This window comes from Streptomyces sp. NPDC088785 (assembly GCF_044750685.1).
Lineage (GTDB): Bacteria > Actinomycetota > Actinomycetes > Streptomycetales > Streptomycetaceae > Streptomyces.
The window spans coordinates 219,455-234,981 of sequence record NZ_JBIVKH010000008.1 but is presented as its reverse complement, the minus strand read 5'-3'; the positions used below and the strand labels follow the sequence as shown (position 1 = coordinate 234,981).

The following is a 15,527-nucleotide window of genomic DNA, read 5'->3' as shown; positions in this document are numbered from 1 at the left end:
GCCGCCCCTCTCCGGTGCACCGCACCGGCACATCCCCAGCGAAGTGGAGCCTGTGATGAACGACCTGACCGGCAAGACCGTCCTCGTCTCCGGCGGAGCCCGCGGCATCGGCGCGGAGACGGCCCGCCACGTGGTGGCCGCGGGCGGCGCCGTCGTGATCGGCGACGTCCTGGCGGACGAGGGCCGCGCGCTCGCCGCCGAGCTGGGCGAGCGGGCGCGCTTCGTCCCCCTCGACGTGACCTCGGAGGAGGCGTGGCAGTCGGCCGTGGCGTACGCGGTCCAGGAGTTCGGCGCCGTCCACGGCCTCGTCAACAACGCGGGCGTCTCCACCGGGACGCCCCTGGAGCAGGAGAGCGTGGAGCACTTCCGCAAGGTCGTCGAGATCAACCTGGTCGGCGTCTTCGCGGGCATGCGGACCGCGATCCCGGCGATGAAGGAGGCGGGCGGCGGCTCCATCGTCAACATCTCCTCCGCCGCGGGCCTGATGGGACTCGCGCTCACCTCCTCGTACGGCGCCTCGAAGTGGGCCGTGCGCGGCCTCACCAAGATCGCGGCGGTGGAGCAGGGCACGGCGCGGATCCGCGTGAACTCCGTGCACCCCGGCATGACGTACACCCCGATGACCGCCCAGCTCGGCATCCCGCGCGGCGACGGCGGCTACCCCAACACCCCGATGGGCCGGGTCGGCGAGGCCGGGGAGATCGCCGCCGCCGTGGTGTTCCTGCTGTCGGACGACGCGGCGTACGTGACCGGCGCCGAGCTGGCCGTCGACGGCGGCTGGACCACGGGCCCGACGGTGAAGTACGTCATGGGCCAGTAGGACCGGAAGAACCCGCGGAGTCCGCGGAGTCCGCGGAGTCCGCGGAGCCTGCGGAGGTCCGTGGAGTGCTCAGGGCCCGCCTGGACGCCCGTTCATGTCTGCTTGATGCCCGAGTCTGTTTACTTTCTGGACATTTGGCCGTAGCCTGCCAGTGAAGCCACAGATTCGGGCACACTCGCAGGTGAAAGCACAGGTATACGGGCATGTACGCACCGGAGCGGCAGCAGGAGATCCTCCGACTGGCACGGGACGGGGGCCGGGTGGACGTGCTGTCGCTGGCCGAGGAGTTCCAGGTCACCGCCGAGACGATCCGGCGCGACCTGAAGGCACTGGACCGCGCCGGACTCCTGCGCCGGGTGCACGGCGGCGCCATCCCGGCCGGCCGCCTCGACTTCGAGCCCGACCTCGCCGAGCGCGAGTCCACCGCGGCCGACGAGAAGGACCGCATCGCCCGCGCCGCGCTCGCCGAGCTGCCGGGCGAGGGCAGCGTCGTCCTCGACGCGGGGTCCACGCTCGCCCGGGTCGCCGGCCTCCTGCCGCCGGAGTCGGGCCTGACCGTGGTCACGCACGCGCTGCCCGTCGCCGCCCGGCTCGCCGACCACCCCGGCATCCAGCTCCACCTCGTCGGCGGCCGGGTCCGCCACCGCACGCGCGCCGCCGTCGACGCCTGGGCGCTGCGGGCCTACGCCGAGATCCGCGCGGACGTCGCCCTGATCGCGGCCAACGGCTTCTCGGCCGCGTCCGGCCTGACCACCCCCGACCTCGCCGAGGCCGCCGTCAAGCGGGCCGCCGTCGCCGCGGCCCGCCGGGTCGTGCTGCTCGCCGACTCCGCGAAGCACGGCCAGGAGCACTTCGCCCGCTTCGGCGACCTCGCCGACGTCGACCTGCTCATCACCGACACCGGCCTCGGCGACGCCGACACGGCCGCGATCGAGGCGGGCGGCACGGAGGTGATCCGCGCGTGAGCGGCACCAGCACCCCCGGCACGGCCCCGAGTTCGGAAACGGCGATACGCGCATGATCCTCACCGTCACCCCCAATCCCTCCCTCGACCGCACGTACGAGATCCCCGGCCTGGACCGCGGCGAGGTCGTCCGCGCCGCGGGCGAGCGCATGGACCCGGGCGGCAAGGGGGTGAACGTCTCGCGGGCGGTCGCCGCCGCCGGCGCCCCCACCCTCGCGGTGCTGCCCCTGGGCGGCGCCCCCGGCGCCCTGGTCGCCGACCTGCTCGCCGCGCAGGGCATCGCGGTGGCCCCGGTGCCCGTGGCGGGCCTGACCCGTTCGAACATCGCCCTCGCCGAACCCGACGGCACCCTGACGAAGATCAACGCCCCGGGGCCCGAACTCAGCCCGCGCGAGGCCGAATCGCTGCTCGCCACGGTCGCCGAGCGGTCGGCGGGCGCCGACTGGATCGCCTGCTGCGGCAGCCTGCCGCGCGGCCTCGACCCCGCCTGGTACGCCGAGCTGGTGGCCCGCGCGCACCGTGCGGGCGCCCGGATCGCGCTCGACACCTCGGGGCCGGCCCTGCTCGCGGCCCTCAAGGAACGCCCCGACGTCGTCAAGCCCAACGCCGAGGAACTGGCCGAGGCGGTGGGCCGCCAGCTCACCACGATCGGTGACGCCGTCGCGGCGGCCCAGGAGCTGCGCGGCGCGGGCGCCACCGCCGTCCTCGCCTCCCTCGGCGCCGACGGCCAGCTCCTCGTCGAGGCGTCCGGCACCTGGTTCGCCGCCGCCGAGGTCGCCGCCGTCCGCAGCGACGTCGGCGCGGGCGACTCCTCCCTCGCCGGGTTCCTGATCGCGGGCGGCACCGGCCCCGACGCCCTCGCCTCGGCGGTGGCCCACGGCGCGGCGGCCGTCCAGCTTCCGGGCAGTGCCATGCCGACCCCGGCCGACCTGGCGCCGGACGCGGTGACCCTGACCCGGACCGTCCCGACCACCCGCCTCCTGAAGACCCCGGCCCCGTGACGCGCCCGGTGACGCGCCCGGCCCCCGCCCCTCTCCCTCTCCCCCTCCCTCACCCGACCCCCACCCCCGAACGAGCCAGCCAGCAGGCGCGTAGGCAAAGGAGCCCGCGATGACCACGGCCCAGATGATCACGGCGGACCTGGTCGACCTCGACCTGACCGCCGAAACGAAGGACGCGGCGACCCGCTCCCTGGCAGAGCGCATGACCCGCCTCGGCCGCGTCACCGACCTGGACGGCTTCCTGGCCGACGTGGCGGCACGGGAGGCCCAGATGCCGACCGGCCTCGACGGCGGCATCGGCATCCCGCACTGCCGCAGCACCCACGTCACCGAACCCACCCTCGCCTTCGGCCGCGCCCCGCGCGGCATCGACTTCGGGGCGCCGGACGGCCCGGCCGACCTGATCTTCCTGATCGCCGCGCCGGCCGGAGCCGACGACGCCCACCTGACGATCCTCTCCGCGCTGGCCCGCCAGCTGATGGACGAGGACTTCAAGACGGCGCTGCGCACGGCGACCGACGCACGGGAGACGGCGGCACTGATCCGCGGAGACACCCGGCCGCCCCAGAGCGACGACGCCGACAGCATCCGCGACGCCGAGAACCCCCGCGACGCCGACAACCCCCGTGACGCCGACACCACCCCGCCCGGGCCCGACCGGCCCGCACCCGCGCACCCCGGCACTTTCAAGATCGTCGCCGTCACCTCCTGCCCCACCGGCATCGCGCACACCTACATGGCGGCCGAGTCGCTGGAGAACACGGCCCGCGACACCGACGGAGTCGACCTCGTCGTCGAGACCCAGGGCTCGGCCGGGTTCACCCGCCTCGACCCGGCGGTCATCGCGGCGGCGGACGGCGTGATCTTCGCGCACGACGTGCCCGTGCGCGAGAAGGAACGCTTCGCCGGGAAGCCGACGGTCGACGTCGGCGTGAAGGCGGGCATCAGCCGCCCCGCCGACCTCATCACCGAGGTGCGCGACAAGGCGGCCCGCGGCGAGGTCACCGGAGCCGGAGCCGGAGCAGGGGCCGGATCGGGCGACGGGCCCGACGCGTCATCCACAGCTGTGGACAACTCCGGTGAAGCCGGGGACGGATACGGGACGAAACTCCGCAAATGGCTGATGTCCGGCGTCAGTTACATGGTGCCCTTCGTCGCCGCCGGAGGCCTGCTCATCGCCCTCGGTTTCGCGATCGGCGGCTACGAGATCGCCGACGTGAAGGTCGAGACCCTGCTCAACGGCTTCGACTGGACCTCGTCGACGAGCTGGGCCGCGCTCCTCTTCTACACCGGCCAGGCCGCCTTCGCCTTCCTCGTCCCGGTCCTGGCCGGCTACATCGCGTACGGCATGGCGGACCGGCCGGGACTCGTCCCCGGCTTCGTCGGCGGCTCCATCGCGCTGACCGTGAACGCGGGCTTCCTCGGCGGTCTCGCGGCGGGCCTCATCGCGGGCGGTGTCGTCATGGCGATCCAGAAGGTCAACATCCCGGCGGTGCTGCGCGGCATCATGCCGGTCGTCGTGATCCCGCTGCTGTCGTCGATCGTCGTGGGCTTCCTGATGTTCGTCGTGATCGGCAAGCCGATCGCCTCGCTCCAGAGCGGGCTGACCGACTGGCTGAACTCGCTGTCCGGCGCCAACGCGCTGCTGCTCGGCGGCCTCCTCGGCCTGATGATGTGCTTCGACCTGGGCGGTCCGCTCAACAAGGTCGCCTACGCCTTCGCGGTCGGCGGCCTCGCCGACCCCACCGACGGCTCGCTGAAGATCATGGCCGCCGTGATGGCCGCCGGCATGGTGCCGCCGCTGGCGATGGCCCTGGCCACCACCGTGCGCGGCGGGCTCTTCACCCGCGCGGAGCGGGAGAACGGCAAGGCGGCCTGGGTGCTCGGCGCCTCCTTCATCACCGAGGGCGCGATCCCGTTCGCCGCCGCCGACCCGCTGCGCGTCATCCCCGCATCGATGGCGGGCGGCGCCGTCACCGGCGCCCTGTCGATGGCCTTCGGCTGCACGCTGCGCGCGCCGCACGGCGGGATCTTCGTGGTCCCGCTGATCGGCAACCCCTGGCTCTACCTCGTCGCCGTCGCGGCCGGAGTCTGTGTCGCCACCGCGCTGGTGGTCGTCCTGAAGGGGATGCGCCGGAACGCCCCGAAGGGGGCCGGGACGGCGGCCACCCCGACGGAACCCCAGGTCCCGGCCGCCGCCTGAACCGACCGGCCGAAGTGTCCGCTCCTGCGAGGACTGCGACGACTGCGTGAACTGCGCGTACTGCGAGATACGTCACGGTCCGGGACCAAAGTCCCGGACCGTGGTGTTCACTGGACCGCATGCCTGAGCACGTGTCGATCCTTCAGCAGATGGGCCTGGCGATCCTCGCGCTCGCCACTGTGGCCTGGGTGGTCGGTCTGGTCCGCCTGGTACGTGTCGTCGCGATCGCCCCGCCCGAGCCGCCCCGGCCGCTGCCGCTGGGTGTGCTGCCCGGTCAGGGGCGGGCGCCGGCCGTGGAGTCGGTGCCGCTGACCGCCGACGAACAGGACGCGTTCGCCGGACTGGTACGCCAGTTCAGCCGCCGCTAGCCACCAGCCACCGGCCACCGGCCACCAACCACCGGCCACCAGTCGGTCGTCCGGTGCCTGCCCGGTCAGCGCCGGACGCGGGAGGCGGCCCTGCGGTCGATCGCGGCCCGCGCGGCGTCCTGGTTCAGGTACACCTCGCAGCGGTGCGAGCCGTCCGGCGTCGCCGTGTGCTCGACCTCCCACAGGCTGACCTCGCAGCCGTCGCGCAGCAGGAACGCGTGCTCGTACAGCGCGAACCCCGGCCCGAGCCGGCAGCCGAACGCCTGCGTGATCTGGTGCGCGCACGCCTCCCGCAGCAGCCGGGCGGTGCCGGGCCCCGGGCGCGTCTCCGCCTCCGGGTTCTCCGCGCGGCGCAGCAGGCGGCGGGCGTGGTCGACGGAGCTGTCCGGGTCGGCGGGCCCGAAGGCGGGACGCGGCGCCGGGACCGGCGGCAGCCGCACCTCAGCCTCGGGGACGTCGACCGTGAACCCCGGGAACTCCGCCGTGAACCCCGGCAGCTCCGCGTACGGGAAGGACCCGGTGACATGGGTGAACCCGTCGAGGACGGCGGCCTCGTGGGCGTCCGGCGCCTCCGGGTCCGCATCCGGGAAGGCCGTGAAGGTCTCGGCGGAGACGGACACGTCGAGGGCGAAGCCCGGCGCGGCCTCCGGCGGCATCGGCAGCCGGCCGGTCGCCAGGTGCACCTCGTCCGCCGTGACGTAGACCTCGTACTGGGTGAGGCCGTCGCGGCCCGTGTTGTGCACCAGCTCCCACAGGGTCAGCGGGCTGCCGTCGACGAGCAGCCAGGTGTGCCGGTAGGTCTCGCGGTGCAGGCCCGCGCTGTGGTGGGCCGAGTGCAGGGAACTGTCGTACGCCAGCGCGCAGTCGATGCCCTCCAGGGTCTCGTCCGGCAGCTCGAAGGAGTTGATCGAGCGGCCCAGGAGCCGTGTCAGCTGCTCCTCGGGCGAGCGGGGAGACGGGACGTCGTACGGATGGCAGGACTCGTCGTCGTACGGAACGCTCAAGACCCCTCCCGGCATTGCTGCATGTCACCTAGTGGGTGCATACCGTAGCGCCTCGGTCGGACATCGTGTCCGTGAAATCACAAACAGGGAGGGGGATTTGGTCGCACCCCGCACCGCCTCCCGCTTCCACCCCGACAACGTGCGGGCCGCGCGGTATGTTCCTGCGCGGCCCGCACGTCCTCGGGGCACCCGGGCCCGGGGCGGTCAGCCGTTGCCGGCGGCGGTCCACTGGCTCCACGGCATGTTCCAGCCGTTGAGACCGTTGTCCGCCGGGATCGTCTTGTCGTGGGAGTTCTTCACGACGACGACGTCACCGACGAGGGAGTTGTCGAAGAACCACTTCGCCGTCGTGTCGCCGCCCGCGCCCCGCACGTCCTGCAATCCGACGCAGCCGTGGCTGGTGCCCTGCGCGCCGAAGATCGACGGCGAGCTCCAGTAGTTGCCGTGGATGAACGTGCCCGACTGCGACAGCCGCATCGCGTGCGGCACGTCCGCGATGTCGTACTCGCCGCCGAAGCCGACCGTGTCGCCGTTCATCCGGGTCTGGACGAACTTCTCGGAGATCACCATCTGGCCGTTGTAGGTGGGGTGGGCCGCGCTGCCCGTGGAGACCGGGACCGTCTTGAGGGTCCGCCCGTCGCGCACCACGGTCATCTTCTGCGTGTTCACGTCGACGGTGGAGACCTGGGCGCGGCCGACGGTGAAGGTGACCGTCTTGTGCTGCACGCCGCGCACCCCGTCCGCCCCCTCGACCCCGTCGAGGTCGATCTTCATCGTGACCTTGGAGCCGGCCTTCCAGTACTCCTCGGGCCGGAAGTCGAGGCGCTGCGCGTTGAACCAGTGGCCCACCACCCGCTGCCCGCTGCTGGAGGTCACCTTGATGTGCGCCCGCACGTCCTTCTGGCGGGTGATCGCCTTGTCGAACGTGAACGACACCGGCATGCCCACCCCGACCGTCGTGCCGTTGTCGGGCGTGTACGTGCCGATGAAGCTGCCGGCCGTGGACACCGTCGTGAAGATGGAGTTGGCGGCCGCCCTGTCCCCGTCGCCGTCCACGGCGGTCGCCGAGACGCGGTACTTGGTGCCGCGCTCCAGCTGCCCCTTCGGTTTCCAGGACGCGCCGTCCGCGGCGATGGCCCCGGCGACCCGCTTGCCGCCGGCCACCTCCGTCATCTTCACGGCGGTGAGCCGGCCGTCGGCGACCTCGACCCCGGTGGCGTTGATGGACGCGCCGGTGGAGCCGTCCTTGGCGGAGATGGTGATGCGCGGGGCGTCCGCGCCCTTCCCGCCCCGGCCGCCCTTCTCGTCGTCCGCGGTGGCGGCGCCCCCGCAGGCCGTGAGGGTCAGCGCGCCGAGGGCGAGGGCGGCACCGATGACGGCTATGTTCTGCCTGCTCACGGTCTGCTCCTTCTAGGTGTCTTCTACGGCTTTTCCGCCGCTCCCGGCGGTTTCTCCGGTACGAGGAGAGAGTCCGAGAAGAGCGGAAGAGTTCCTTCCGTTTGTTGTGAAGGCAGCCACAGGGACAGTTCTGTTACGTCTGTTACCCAACCGTCCTACGCTCCGTAGAGATCGCTGTACGCCAGGTGCGCCCCGCCGGGCGTGACCAGCGACTCCGCCGACCGCACCGCCCGCACGATCGCCCGCGTCACCAGGTCCGCGCCCGCCGCCAGGATCTCGTTCAGCGCCAGCGGGTCCGCGGCGTCGAGCGGCCGCTCCCCGGTGGCGAGGGCGAAGACCGTGTCGCCGTCGTTCAGCAGGTGGACGGGGCGCACGGCCCGTGCGATGCCGTCGTGCGCGGTGCCCGCCACCTTCTGCGCCTGGGCGCGGGTCAGGTCGGCGTCGGTGGCGACGACGGCGAGGGTCGTGTTCAGCGGAGGCGGGGAGGACGGCGCGTCCCCGTCCGCGGCCGGCCCCCGCGGTGTCGTCGGCGTGCCCTCGTCCGTGGCCGGCCCCCGCCGCGTCGTCGGCCCGTCCGCGTCCGTGGCCCGGCGCTCGGTCAGGGGCGCCGGGCCGTGCGCCGCCTCGGCCTCCGCCCGGGCCCGGGCGAGCCGCCGCCCCGCCGCCTCGTGCACGGCGGGGGAGGGGTACGCCACCGGGCCGCGCCCCGCGAAGAACTCCCCGTAGAGCGCCCCCGTCGCCGGGTCGACCGCCGAGCCCGCCGCGTTGGCGACGACCAGCACCCCGACCGTGATCCCCGAGTCGAGCACGACCGACGCGGTGCCGACGCCGCCCCGCACCGCGCCGACGAGCGCCCCGGTGCCCGCGCCCACGCCGCCCTCCGCGACGGGGGCGCCGAGCGCACTGCGCGCCGCCGCCTCCACCGCCGCGCGGCCGGTGGCGGCCCCGGGCCGGGCCCGCCAGTCGCCGCCCCGGCCCAGGTCGAACACACAGGCCGCCGGCACCACCGGCACCACCTGCCCGGGCCCGCCCACCGGCACCCCGCGCCCCTGCTCCTCCAGCCAGGCCACGACCCCCGACGCCGCGTCCAGGCCGAACGCGCTGCCGCCCGTCAGGGTGATCGCCTCGATCCGCTGCACCAGATTGCGCGGGTCCAGCGCGTCGGTCTCCCGGGTGCCGGGCCCGCCCCCGCGCACGTCGACCGCGGTCACCGCGCCTCCCTCGGGCGCGAGCACCACCGTGGTCCCGGTCAGGAAGCCGTCGCCCGCGCACGTGGCGTGCCCCACGCGCAGCCCGCGCACATCGGTCAGGGCGTCATGAGAAAGCGTCATGGTCCATGCCTAGCACGGCAGTTGAGCTACCGGCTCGCAGCCGGGACCGCCTCCTCCCGCGCGCCCCGCGCCGACAGCGTCATCGACACCGCCACCGTCAGCGCCGTCACGATCCCGGCCGCGAGCACCGCCCAGTGCCCGGCGAACGTGCAGGCGAGCACCGCCAGCGCACTCACCGGCAACGTCAGTTGCTGGGCCGGGCCCACCTTGAAGAACCGCGCGTGCAGCGCCCACACCATCACGAGGAACACCGCGCACGGGACGGTCACCGCGGCGGACGCGGCCGTCCTGCTCAGGTGCGCCTCGCCGACGGCCTGTTCGACCGAGACCTCGATGCCGGCGCCGATCGCCGCCGCCGACGCGAAGATCAGGTAATGGCCGTACCCCCACACGAACGCCTGCCGGTTGTCGTGCAGCCGGTCGTGGATCGGCACCGCGAAGTAGATCCACCACGCGGCGAAGACGATGAGCAGCCCGCCGGCCGCGATCGGCAGCAGCTCGCCGAGCGCGTCGTGCTCCTCGATGCCCGACTTCACCGCGACCGTCGCCGCGGCGATCGTCTCGCCGATCACGATGATCGTGAACAGGCCGTACCGCTCGGAGATGTGGTGCGCGTGCCAGGACGTCTGCCGGTCCCGCTCCGCGTACACGGGCACGCACATCTCCAGCACCGCCATCGCCAGGAACACCCAGCTCTGCACGGCCCAGTCGGGCGTGAGCATCAGGGCCAGCCAGCCCACCTGGCACAGCAGCACCCCGCCCGCGTACCGCAGGGCGACCCTGCGCTCCGCCCCCTCGCTCGCACGGGCGGCCCGCAGCCAGTGCGCCGCCATCGCGACCCGCATGATCACGTAGCCGAGCCAGACGACGGTGAAGTCGTCGTCCTCGAAGGCCCGCGAGACACCCGCCGCGAGCACCAGCACCCCCGCGATCTGGACGAGCGTGACGAGCCGGTAGATCACGTCGTCGTTGTCGTACGCGGAGGCGAACCAGGTGAAGTTCATCCACGCCCACCAGATGGCGAAGAAGATCCGCGCGTAGTTCACGACACCGCTGCCCGCGTGCCCCTCGGCGACGGCGTGCACCAGCTCCACCCCGCCCTGGGCGACCGCCACGACGAAGCAGAGATCGAAGAACAGCTCCAGCGACGAGGCCACCCGGTGCTGCTCGTCCCGCCCCCGCTCGACCATGCGGCGGACGGGGGAGCGCCGGGCCGGCTCCCCCCGCTCCCGGGAGGCGGCGGGCGAGGCGCCGGACGCCGGTGCCCCGGGCCTGTCCCGGCCCTGGCCCTGGGCTTGGTCCTGGTCCTGGTCCTGGCCCGGGTGCGGGTGCGGGTGCGGGTGCGGATCGTGCGGTGTGGACGACGTCATGGGGCAAGCACAGCAGATCAGCCGCGCCGCGGGCCCGCGCCACGGACGAACCGGTGCCGTCGACGCGCCGTCCGCGGCGGGACCTTGGTCGCCCCCGGGCCCGTACTTTCGGGGCGCCCGACACCCGACCAACTCCCCTTACGGCCCCCTTACCCCAGCGGGACGCTTGAGGAGCAGCAACTGTCAGGAAACCCCTTCTCACCATCGGGAACACGTCATGAGTCCTGCCGTCAGGGACGCCGCGGTCGACGACGTCACCTCTTCCTACGACCCGGGGCAGTACCGGCCGGGCCGCACCATCACCGACTGGGAACCCGAGAACGACCTCTTCTGGAAGTCCATCGGCAAGCGGGTCGCCACCCGCAACCTCTGGATCGCCGTCCCCGCACTCCTCGTGGCCTTCGTGGTGTGGCAGGTGTGGAGCGTCACCGCGACGAACCTGACGGACGTCGGCTTCGCCTACAGCACCTCGCAGCTGTTCTGGCTGACCGCGATCCCCGGGCTCACCGGCGGTACGGCCCGGATCTTCTACACCTTCCTCGGCCCGCGCATCGGCCAGCGCCGCTTCACCGCGCTGTCCACCCTGGTCCTGGTGGTCCCGCTGATCTGGCTCGGCGTCGCCGTGCAGAACACCGGCACCCCCTACGGCGTGATGGTCGCCATCGCCGCGCTCTGCGGCATCGGCGGCGCCAACTTCGCCTCCTCCCTCGCCAACATCGGCTTCTTCTTCCCCAAGCGGGAGAAGGGCAGCGCCACCGGCATCAACGGCGGCCTCGGCAACCTCGGCGTCTCCGTCGTCCAGCTGCTCACCCCGATCGTCATCACCAGCTCGGTGCTCGCGATCGGCTCCGCCCAGCACAAGGGCGACGGCACCCCCGTCTACTTGCAGAACGCGGCGTTCCTCTGGGTCCCCGTGCTCGTCGTCCTCGCCGCGATCGCCTGGGTCGGCCAGAACGACCTCAAGGTCGCCTCCACCCCCTTCAAGCAGCAGAAGGTCATCTTCAAGCGCAAGCACAACTGGCTGATGACCTGGCTCTACGTCGGCACCTTCGGCTCGTTCATCGGCTTCGCCGCCGCCCTGCCCATGCTGATCAAGACCACGTGGACGCCGATCGACGCGGCCTACACCGCCGCCACCTACGCCTGGATCGGCCCGGCCATCGGCGCCCTCGCCCGCTGGGGCGGCGGCTGGCTCGGCGACAAGCTGGGCGGCGCGCGCGTCACGATCATCTCGTTCGTCGGCATGGCCGCCTCGATCATCGGCGTCATCAACTTCATGCCGTCCAACGGCGCCGGCGGCTCCTTCTGGGGCTTCCTCGCCTGCTTCTACCTGGCGTTCCTCTTCAGCGGCGTCGGCAACGGCTCCACGTTCCGCCAGATCCCCGTGATCTTCCGCGGCCAGCACCTGAAGAACCTGACGGAGGGCACCCCCGCGTACGCGAAGGCGCTCAAGCAGGCGGAGATGGAGTCCGGCGCCGTCACCGGATTCACCTCGGCGATCGCCGCCTACGGCTTCTTCTTCATCCCCGCGATGTTCGCCAACTTCGCCGTCACCAGCGCCCTGTGGTGCTTCGTCGGCTTCTACGCCACCTGTGTCGTCGTCTGCTGGTGGTTCTACGCCCGCAAGGGCGCCGAGTCCCCGAGCTGATTTTTTCGGGAAATTCTTGTGAATGCGTTCACAAGCGAACCTGGGTCGAAAGTCCCGAAAGAAACCCCAGGTCAGACGGCGAATCGCCGCCGCGGCCGCCCCGGAAACAGGCCCAATGGTCCCGCATTCAGGACCATTGCGGCCCCCGGCGGCGGCCCGGCGGGAGTCCAATGAATACGTAGCAACGAACCGGTCGAAGAGATGGGGAAGGTGCCGCAGATGACTGCCACTCCCGCGGAGAAGACGACGCAAGAGATGACCCACGGCGAGGCCTGGGACGGCTTCAAGGGAGGCCTGTGGCGCGACGCCGTCGACGTCCGCGACTTCGTCCAGCAGAACTACACCCCCTACGAGGGCGACGGCTCCTTCCTCGCCGGCCCGACCGAGCGCACCACCGCCGTGTGGAACAAGCTGCTGTCGATGTTCCCCACGGAGATCGAGCGCGGCATCTACGACGTCGACGCGAAGACCCCCTCCCGCATCGACGCCTTCCGGCCCGGCTACATCGACGGCGACGCCAAGGACCACCAGGACCTGATCGTCGGCCTCCAGACGGACGGCGCGCTCAAGCGCGCGATCATGCCCAACGGCGGCTGGCGCATGGTCGAGGGCGCCCTCAACGCCTATGGCTACGAGGCCGACCCCGAGGTCAAGGAGATCTACACCCACCTCCGCAAGACCCACAACGAGGGCGTCTTCGACGCCTACACCCCCGAGATCCGCGCCTGCCGCTCCTCCGGCATCATCACCGGCCTGCCCGACGCCTACGGCCGCGGCCGCATCATCGGCGACTACCGGCGCGTCGCCCTCTACGGCGTCGACCGCCTCATCGCCGCCAAGCAGGCCGACAAGGACCGGCTCGGCGCCGAGTGGGCCACCGAGCACGTCATCCGCGACCGCGAGGAGATCTCCGAGCAGATCAAGGCGCTCGGCGAGCTGAAGGCCATGGCCCAGTCGTACGGCTACGACATCTCCGGCCCCGCCCGCACCGGCCGCGAGGCCGTCCAGTGGCTGTACTTCGGCTACCTCGCCGCCGTGAAGGAGCAGAACGGCGCGGCCATGTCGATCGGCCGCATCGACAACTTCCTCGACATCTACCTCCAGCGCGACATCGACAACGGCCTGCTCACCGAGTCCGAGGCCCAGGAGTTCATCGACGACTTCGTCATCAAGCTCCGCATCGTCCGCTTCCTGCGCACCCCCGAGTACAACGACCTCTACTCCGGCGACCCGACCTGGGTGACCTGGTCGATGGCCGGCATCGGCGAGGACGGCCGCCCGCTGGTCTCGCGGACCACCTTCCGCGCCCTCCAGACCCTCTACAACCTCGGCCCGGCCCCCGAGCCGAACCTGACGGTCTTCTGGTCGCGCGACCTGCCCAAGGGGTTCAAGGACTTCGCCTCCCAGGTCGCCATCGACAGCTCGGCCATCCAGTTCGAGTCCGACGACCTGATGCGCCCCAAGTACGGCGACGACACCGCGATCGCCTGCTGCGTCTCCGCGATGGCCGTCGGCAAGCAGATGCAGTTCTTCGGCGCCCGCGTGAACGTCGCCAAGGCCCTGCTCTACGCGATCAACGGCGGCCGCGACGAGAAGTCCGGCAAGCGCGTCGTCGAGGGCTTCGAGCCCGTCGAGGGCGACTACCTGGACTACGACACCGTCGCCGAGCGCTACGACGCGATGCTGGACTGGCTGGCGAAGACGTACGTCCACGCGCTCAACGTCATCCACTACATGCACGACAAGTACGCCTACGAGCGCATCGAGATGGCCCTGCACGACCAGGACATCCTGCGCACCATGGCCTGCGGCATCGCGGGCCTGTCGGTCGCCGCCGACTCCCTCTCGGCGATCAAGCACGCCAAGGTCAAGGTGATCCGCGACGAGACCGGCCTGGCCGTCGACTACGAGATCGAGGGCGACTACCCGGCCTACGGCAACAACGACGACCGCGCCGACCAGATCGCCAAGGCGATCGTCCACGGCTTCATGGAGAAGGTCCGCAAGCACCCCACCTACCGGGACGCGGTCCACACCCAGTCCGTCCTGACGATCACCTCGAACGTCGTCTACGGCAAGAAGACCGGCAACACCCCCGACGGCCGCCGCGCCGGCATGCCGTTCGCCCCCGGCGCCAACCCGATGAACGGGCGCGACGAGCACGGCTACATCGCCTCCGCGCTGTCGGTCGCGAAGCTCCCCTACGACGACGCCGAGGACGGCATCTCGCTGACCAACACGATCACCCCGGACGCCCTGGGCCGCACGCCCACCGAGCGGATCGGCAACCTCTCCGGCGTGCTCGACGGCTTCATGGCCAGCGACGGCTTCCACATGAACGTCAACGTCCTGGACAAGGCGACCCTGGAGGACGCCATGGCCCACCCGGAGAACTACCCGCAGCTCACCATCCGGGTCTCGGGCTACGCGGTGAACTTCGTCCGCCTGACGCGCGAGCAGCAGCTGGACGTCATCAACCGCACCTTCCACGGCTCCCTGTGAGCCTCCGCTGATCCGCGCCCCCGGGGCCGGGCCCTCACCCCGGCCCCGGGCGGCGCGCACCCCCCACCTCCACCTCGGACGTCGAGGAGCCCTGCCATGACCGTGCTGCTCACCCAGAACCTGACCGCGACCGACGCCGCCACCCCGGCCGCCGCCGCGACGCACCGCCCCACCGAGGGCTCGGTGCACTCCTGGGACCTGTCGACCGGCGTCGACGGACCGGGCACACGCTTCGTCACGTTCCTCTCCGGGTGCCCGCTGACCTGCCTGTACTGCCACAACCCCGACACCTGGCGGATGCGCGACGGCAAGCGCACCTCGGCCGACGCGATCGTCGCGGAGGCCGCCAAGTACACCCGGTTCATCGAGGCCGCGGGCGGCGGCGCCACCATCAGCGGCGGCGAACCCCTCCTCCAGCCCGTCTTCGCCGGGGAACTGCTGCACCGCTTCAAGCACGAACTGGGCCTGCACACCGCCCTGGACACCTCGGGCTTCCTCGGAGTGCGCGCCACCGACGCCCTGCTGCGCGACGTCGACCTGGTGCTGCTCGACATCAAGTCCTGGGACCGCGACACCTACCAGAAGGTGACCGGGCGCCCGCTGCGGCCCACCCTCGACTTCGCGCACCGCCTGGCCGCCCTCGGCAAGAACGTCTGGGTGCGCTTCGTGCTCGTCCCCGGCCTGACCGACGACCCCGCCAACATCGAGGGCGTCGCCTCCTTCGCCGGCTCCCTGGGCAACGTCTCCCGGGTCGACGTGCTGCCCTTCCACAAGCTCGGCGAGGCGAAGTGGGAGGCGCTCGGCAAGGACTTCACCCTGCGCGACACCCCCTCGCCCAGCCCCGAGCAGATCGCCGCGGCCAGGTCGGTCTTCGAGGCCCACGGCCTCACCGCCGTCTGACCCCGGTGTCCCCGGGCC

Annotated in this window: 12 protein-coding genes; 8 read left to right on the top strand and 4 right to left on the bottom strand. The window is 72.1% G+C overall.

The window, feature by feature from the left end:
• Window positions 1-55 precede the first annotated feature (55 nt).
• The 5 genes from ACIP5K_RS23050 (at window position 56) to ACIP5K_RS23030 (ending at window position 5,356) form a co-directional block, all read left to right on the top strand.
• A complete protein-coding gene (locus ACIP5K_RS23050) occupies window positions 56-820 on the top strand; it encodes a glucose 1-dehydrogenase (RefSeq protein WP_401412172.1) in 765 nt (254 codons plus the stop codon).
• Window positions 821-1,023: 203 nt separating this feature from the next.
• Complete coding sequence (locus ACIP5K_RS23045; protein WP_401412170.1) at window positions 1,024-1,785, top strand: DeoR/GlpR family DNA-binding transcription regulator; 762 nt, start codon at window positions 1,024-1,026, stop codon at window positions 1,783-1,785.
• A gap of 52 nt (window positions 1,786-1,837) precedes the next feature.
• The gene (gene pfkB, locus ACIP5K_RS23040) at window positions 1,838-2,785 is read left to right on the top strand and encodes a 1-phosphofructokinase (protein ID WP_401412168.1); all 948 of its coding nucleotides are present in this window, start codon (window positions 1,838-1,840) and stop codon (window positions 2,783-2,785) included.
• A gap of 109 nt (window positions 2,786-2,894) precedes the next feature.
• Window positions 2,895-4,988, top strand: a complete 2,094-nt coding sequence (locus ACIP5K_RS23035) for a fructose-specific PTS transporter subunit EIIC (protein ID WP_401412167.1) — start codon at window positions 2,895-2,897, stop codon at window positions 4,986-4,988.
• A 119-nt stretch (window positions 4,989-5,107) separates the two neighbouring features.
• Window positions 5,108-5,356 (top strand): hypothetical protein, encoded by a 249-nt coding sequence (locus ACIP5K_RS23030; RefSeq protein ID WP_401412166.1) that lies wholly within the window; start codon window positions 5,108-5,110, stop codon window positions 5,354-5,356.
• A gap of 65 nt (window positions 5,357-5,421) precedes the next feature.
• Here ACIP5K_RS23030 and ACIP5K_RS23025 read toward each other — a convergent pair whose 3' ends face one another.
• The 4 genes from ACIP5K_RS23025 to ACIP5K_RS23010 form a co-directional block, all read right to left on the bottom strand.
• A complete protein-coding gene (locus tag ACIP5K_RS23025; protein ID WP_401412164.1) occupies window positions 5,422-6,360 on the bottom strand; it encodes a DUF6227 family protein in 939 nt (312 codons plus the stop codon).
• Window positions 6,361-6,564: 204 nt separating this feature from the next.
• Complete coding sequence (locus ACIP5K_RS23020; protein ID WP_401412163.1) at window positions 6,565-7,758, bottom strand: Ig-like domain-containing protein; 1,194 nt, start codon at window positions 7,756-7,758, stop codon at window positions 6,565-6,567.
• Window positions 7,759-7,913: 155 nt separating this feature from the next.
• Window positions 7,914-9,089: a P1 family peptidase gene (locus ACIP5K_RS23015; RefSeq protein ID WP_401412161.1), complete on the bottom strand. Its 1,176-nt coding sequence runs from the start codon at window positions 9,087-9,089 to the stop codon at window positions 7,914-7,916.
• Window positions 9,090-9,115: 26 nt separating this feature from the next.
• Window positions 9,116-10,279, bottom strand: coding sequence for a low temperature requirement protein A (locus ACIP5K_RS23010; RefSeq protein WP_401412296.1), 1,164 nt, complete (start codon window positions 10,277-10,279; stop codon window positions 9,116-9,118).
• Window positions 10,280-10,676: 397 nt separating this feature from the next.
• Here ACIP5K_RS23010 and ACIP5K_RS23005 point away from each other — a divergent pair, with 397 nt between their 5' ends.
• The 3 genes from ACIP5K_RS23005 (at window position 10,677) to pflA (ending at window position 15,509) form a co-directional block, all read left to right on the top strand.
• Complete coding sequence (locus ACIP5K_RS23005; RefSeq protein WP_401412159.1) at window positions 10,677-12,107, top strand: MFS transporter; 1,431 nt, start codon at window positions 10,677-10,679, stop codon at window positions 12,105-12,107.
• Window positions 12,108-12,326: 219 nt separating this feature from the next.
• Window positions 12,327-14,609, top strand: coding sequence for a formate C-acetyltransferase (pflB, locus tag ACIP5K_RS23000; protein ID WP_401412157.1), 2,283 nt, complete (start codon window positions 12,327-12,329; stop codon window positions 14,607-14,609).
• 96 nt (window positions 14,610-14,705) lie between these two features.
• Window positions 14,706-15,509, top strand: a complete 804-nt coding sequence (pflA, locus tag ACIP5K_RS22995; RefSeq protein ID WP_401412156.1) for a pyruvate formate-lyase-activating protein — start codon at window positions 14,706-14,708, stop codon at window positions 15,507-15,509.
• Window positions 15,510-15,527 lie beyond the last annotated feature (18 nt).

Bases quoted from the DNA above. Each gene is read 5' to 3' on its own strand.
- ACIP5K_RS23050 (WP_401412172.1), top strand. From the start codon at position 56: ATGAACGACCTGACCGGCAAGACCGTCCTCGTCTCCGGCGGAGCCCGC.
- ACIP5K_RS23045 (WP_401412170.1), top strand. From the start codon at position 1,024: ATGTACGCACCGGAGCGGCAGCAGGAGATCCTCCGACTGGCACGGGAC.
- pfkB (WP_401412168.1), top strand. From the start codon at position 1,838: ATGATCCTCACCGTCACCCCCAATCCCTCCCTCGACCGCACGTACGAG.
- ACIP5K_RS23035 (WP_401412167.1), top strand. From the start codon at position 2,895: ATGACCACGGCCCAGATGATCACGGCGGACCTGGTCGACCTCGACCTG.
- ACIP5K_RS23030 (WP_401412166.1), top strand. From the start codon at position 5,108: ATGCCTGAGCACGTGTCGATCCTTCAGCAGATGGGCCTGGCGATCCTC.
- ACIP5K_RS23015 (WP_401412161.1), bottom strand. From the start codon at position 9,089: ATGACGCTTTCTCATGACGCCCTGACCGATGTGCGCGGGCTGCGCGTG.
- ACIP5K_RS23010 (WP_401412296.1), bottom strand. From the start codon at position 10,279: ATGGTCGAGCGGGGGCGGGACGAGCAGCACCGGGTGGCCTCGTCGCTG.
- ACIP5K_RS23005 (WP_401412159.1), top strand. From the start codon at position 10,677: ATGAGTCCTGCCGTCAGGGACGCCGCGGTCGACGACGTCACCTCTTCC.
- pflB (WP_401412157.1), top strand. From the start codon at position 12,327: ATGACTGCCACTCCCGCGGAGAAGACGACGCAAGAGATGACCCACGGC.
- pflA (WP_401412156.1), top strand. From the start codon at position 14,706: ATGACCGTGCTGCTCACCCAGAACCTGACCGCGACCGACGCCGCCACC.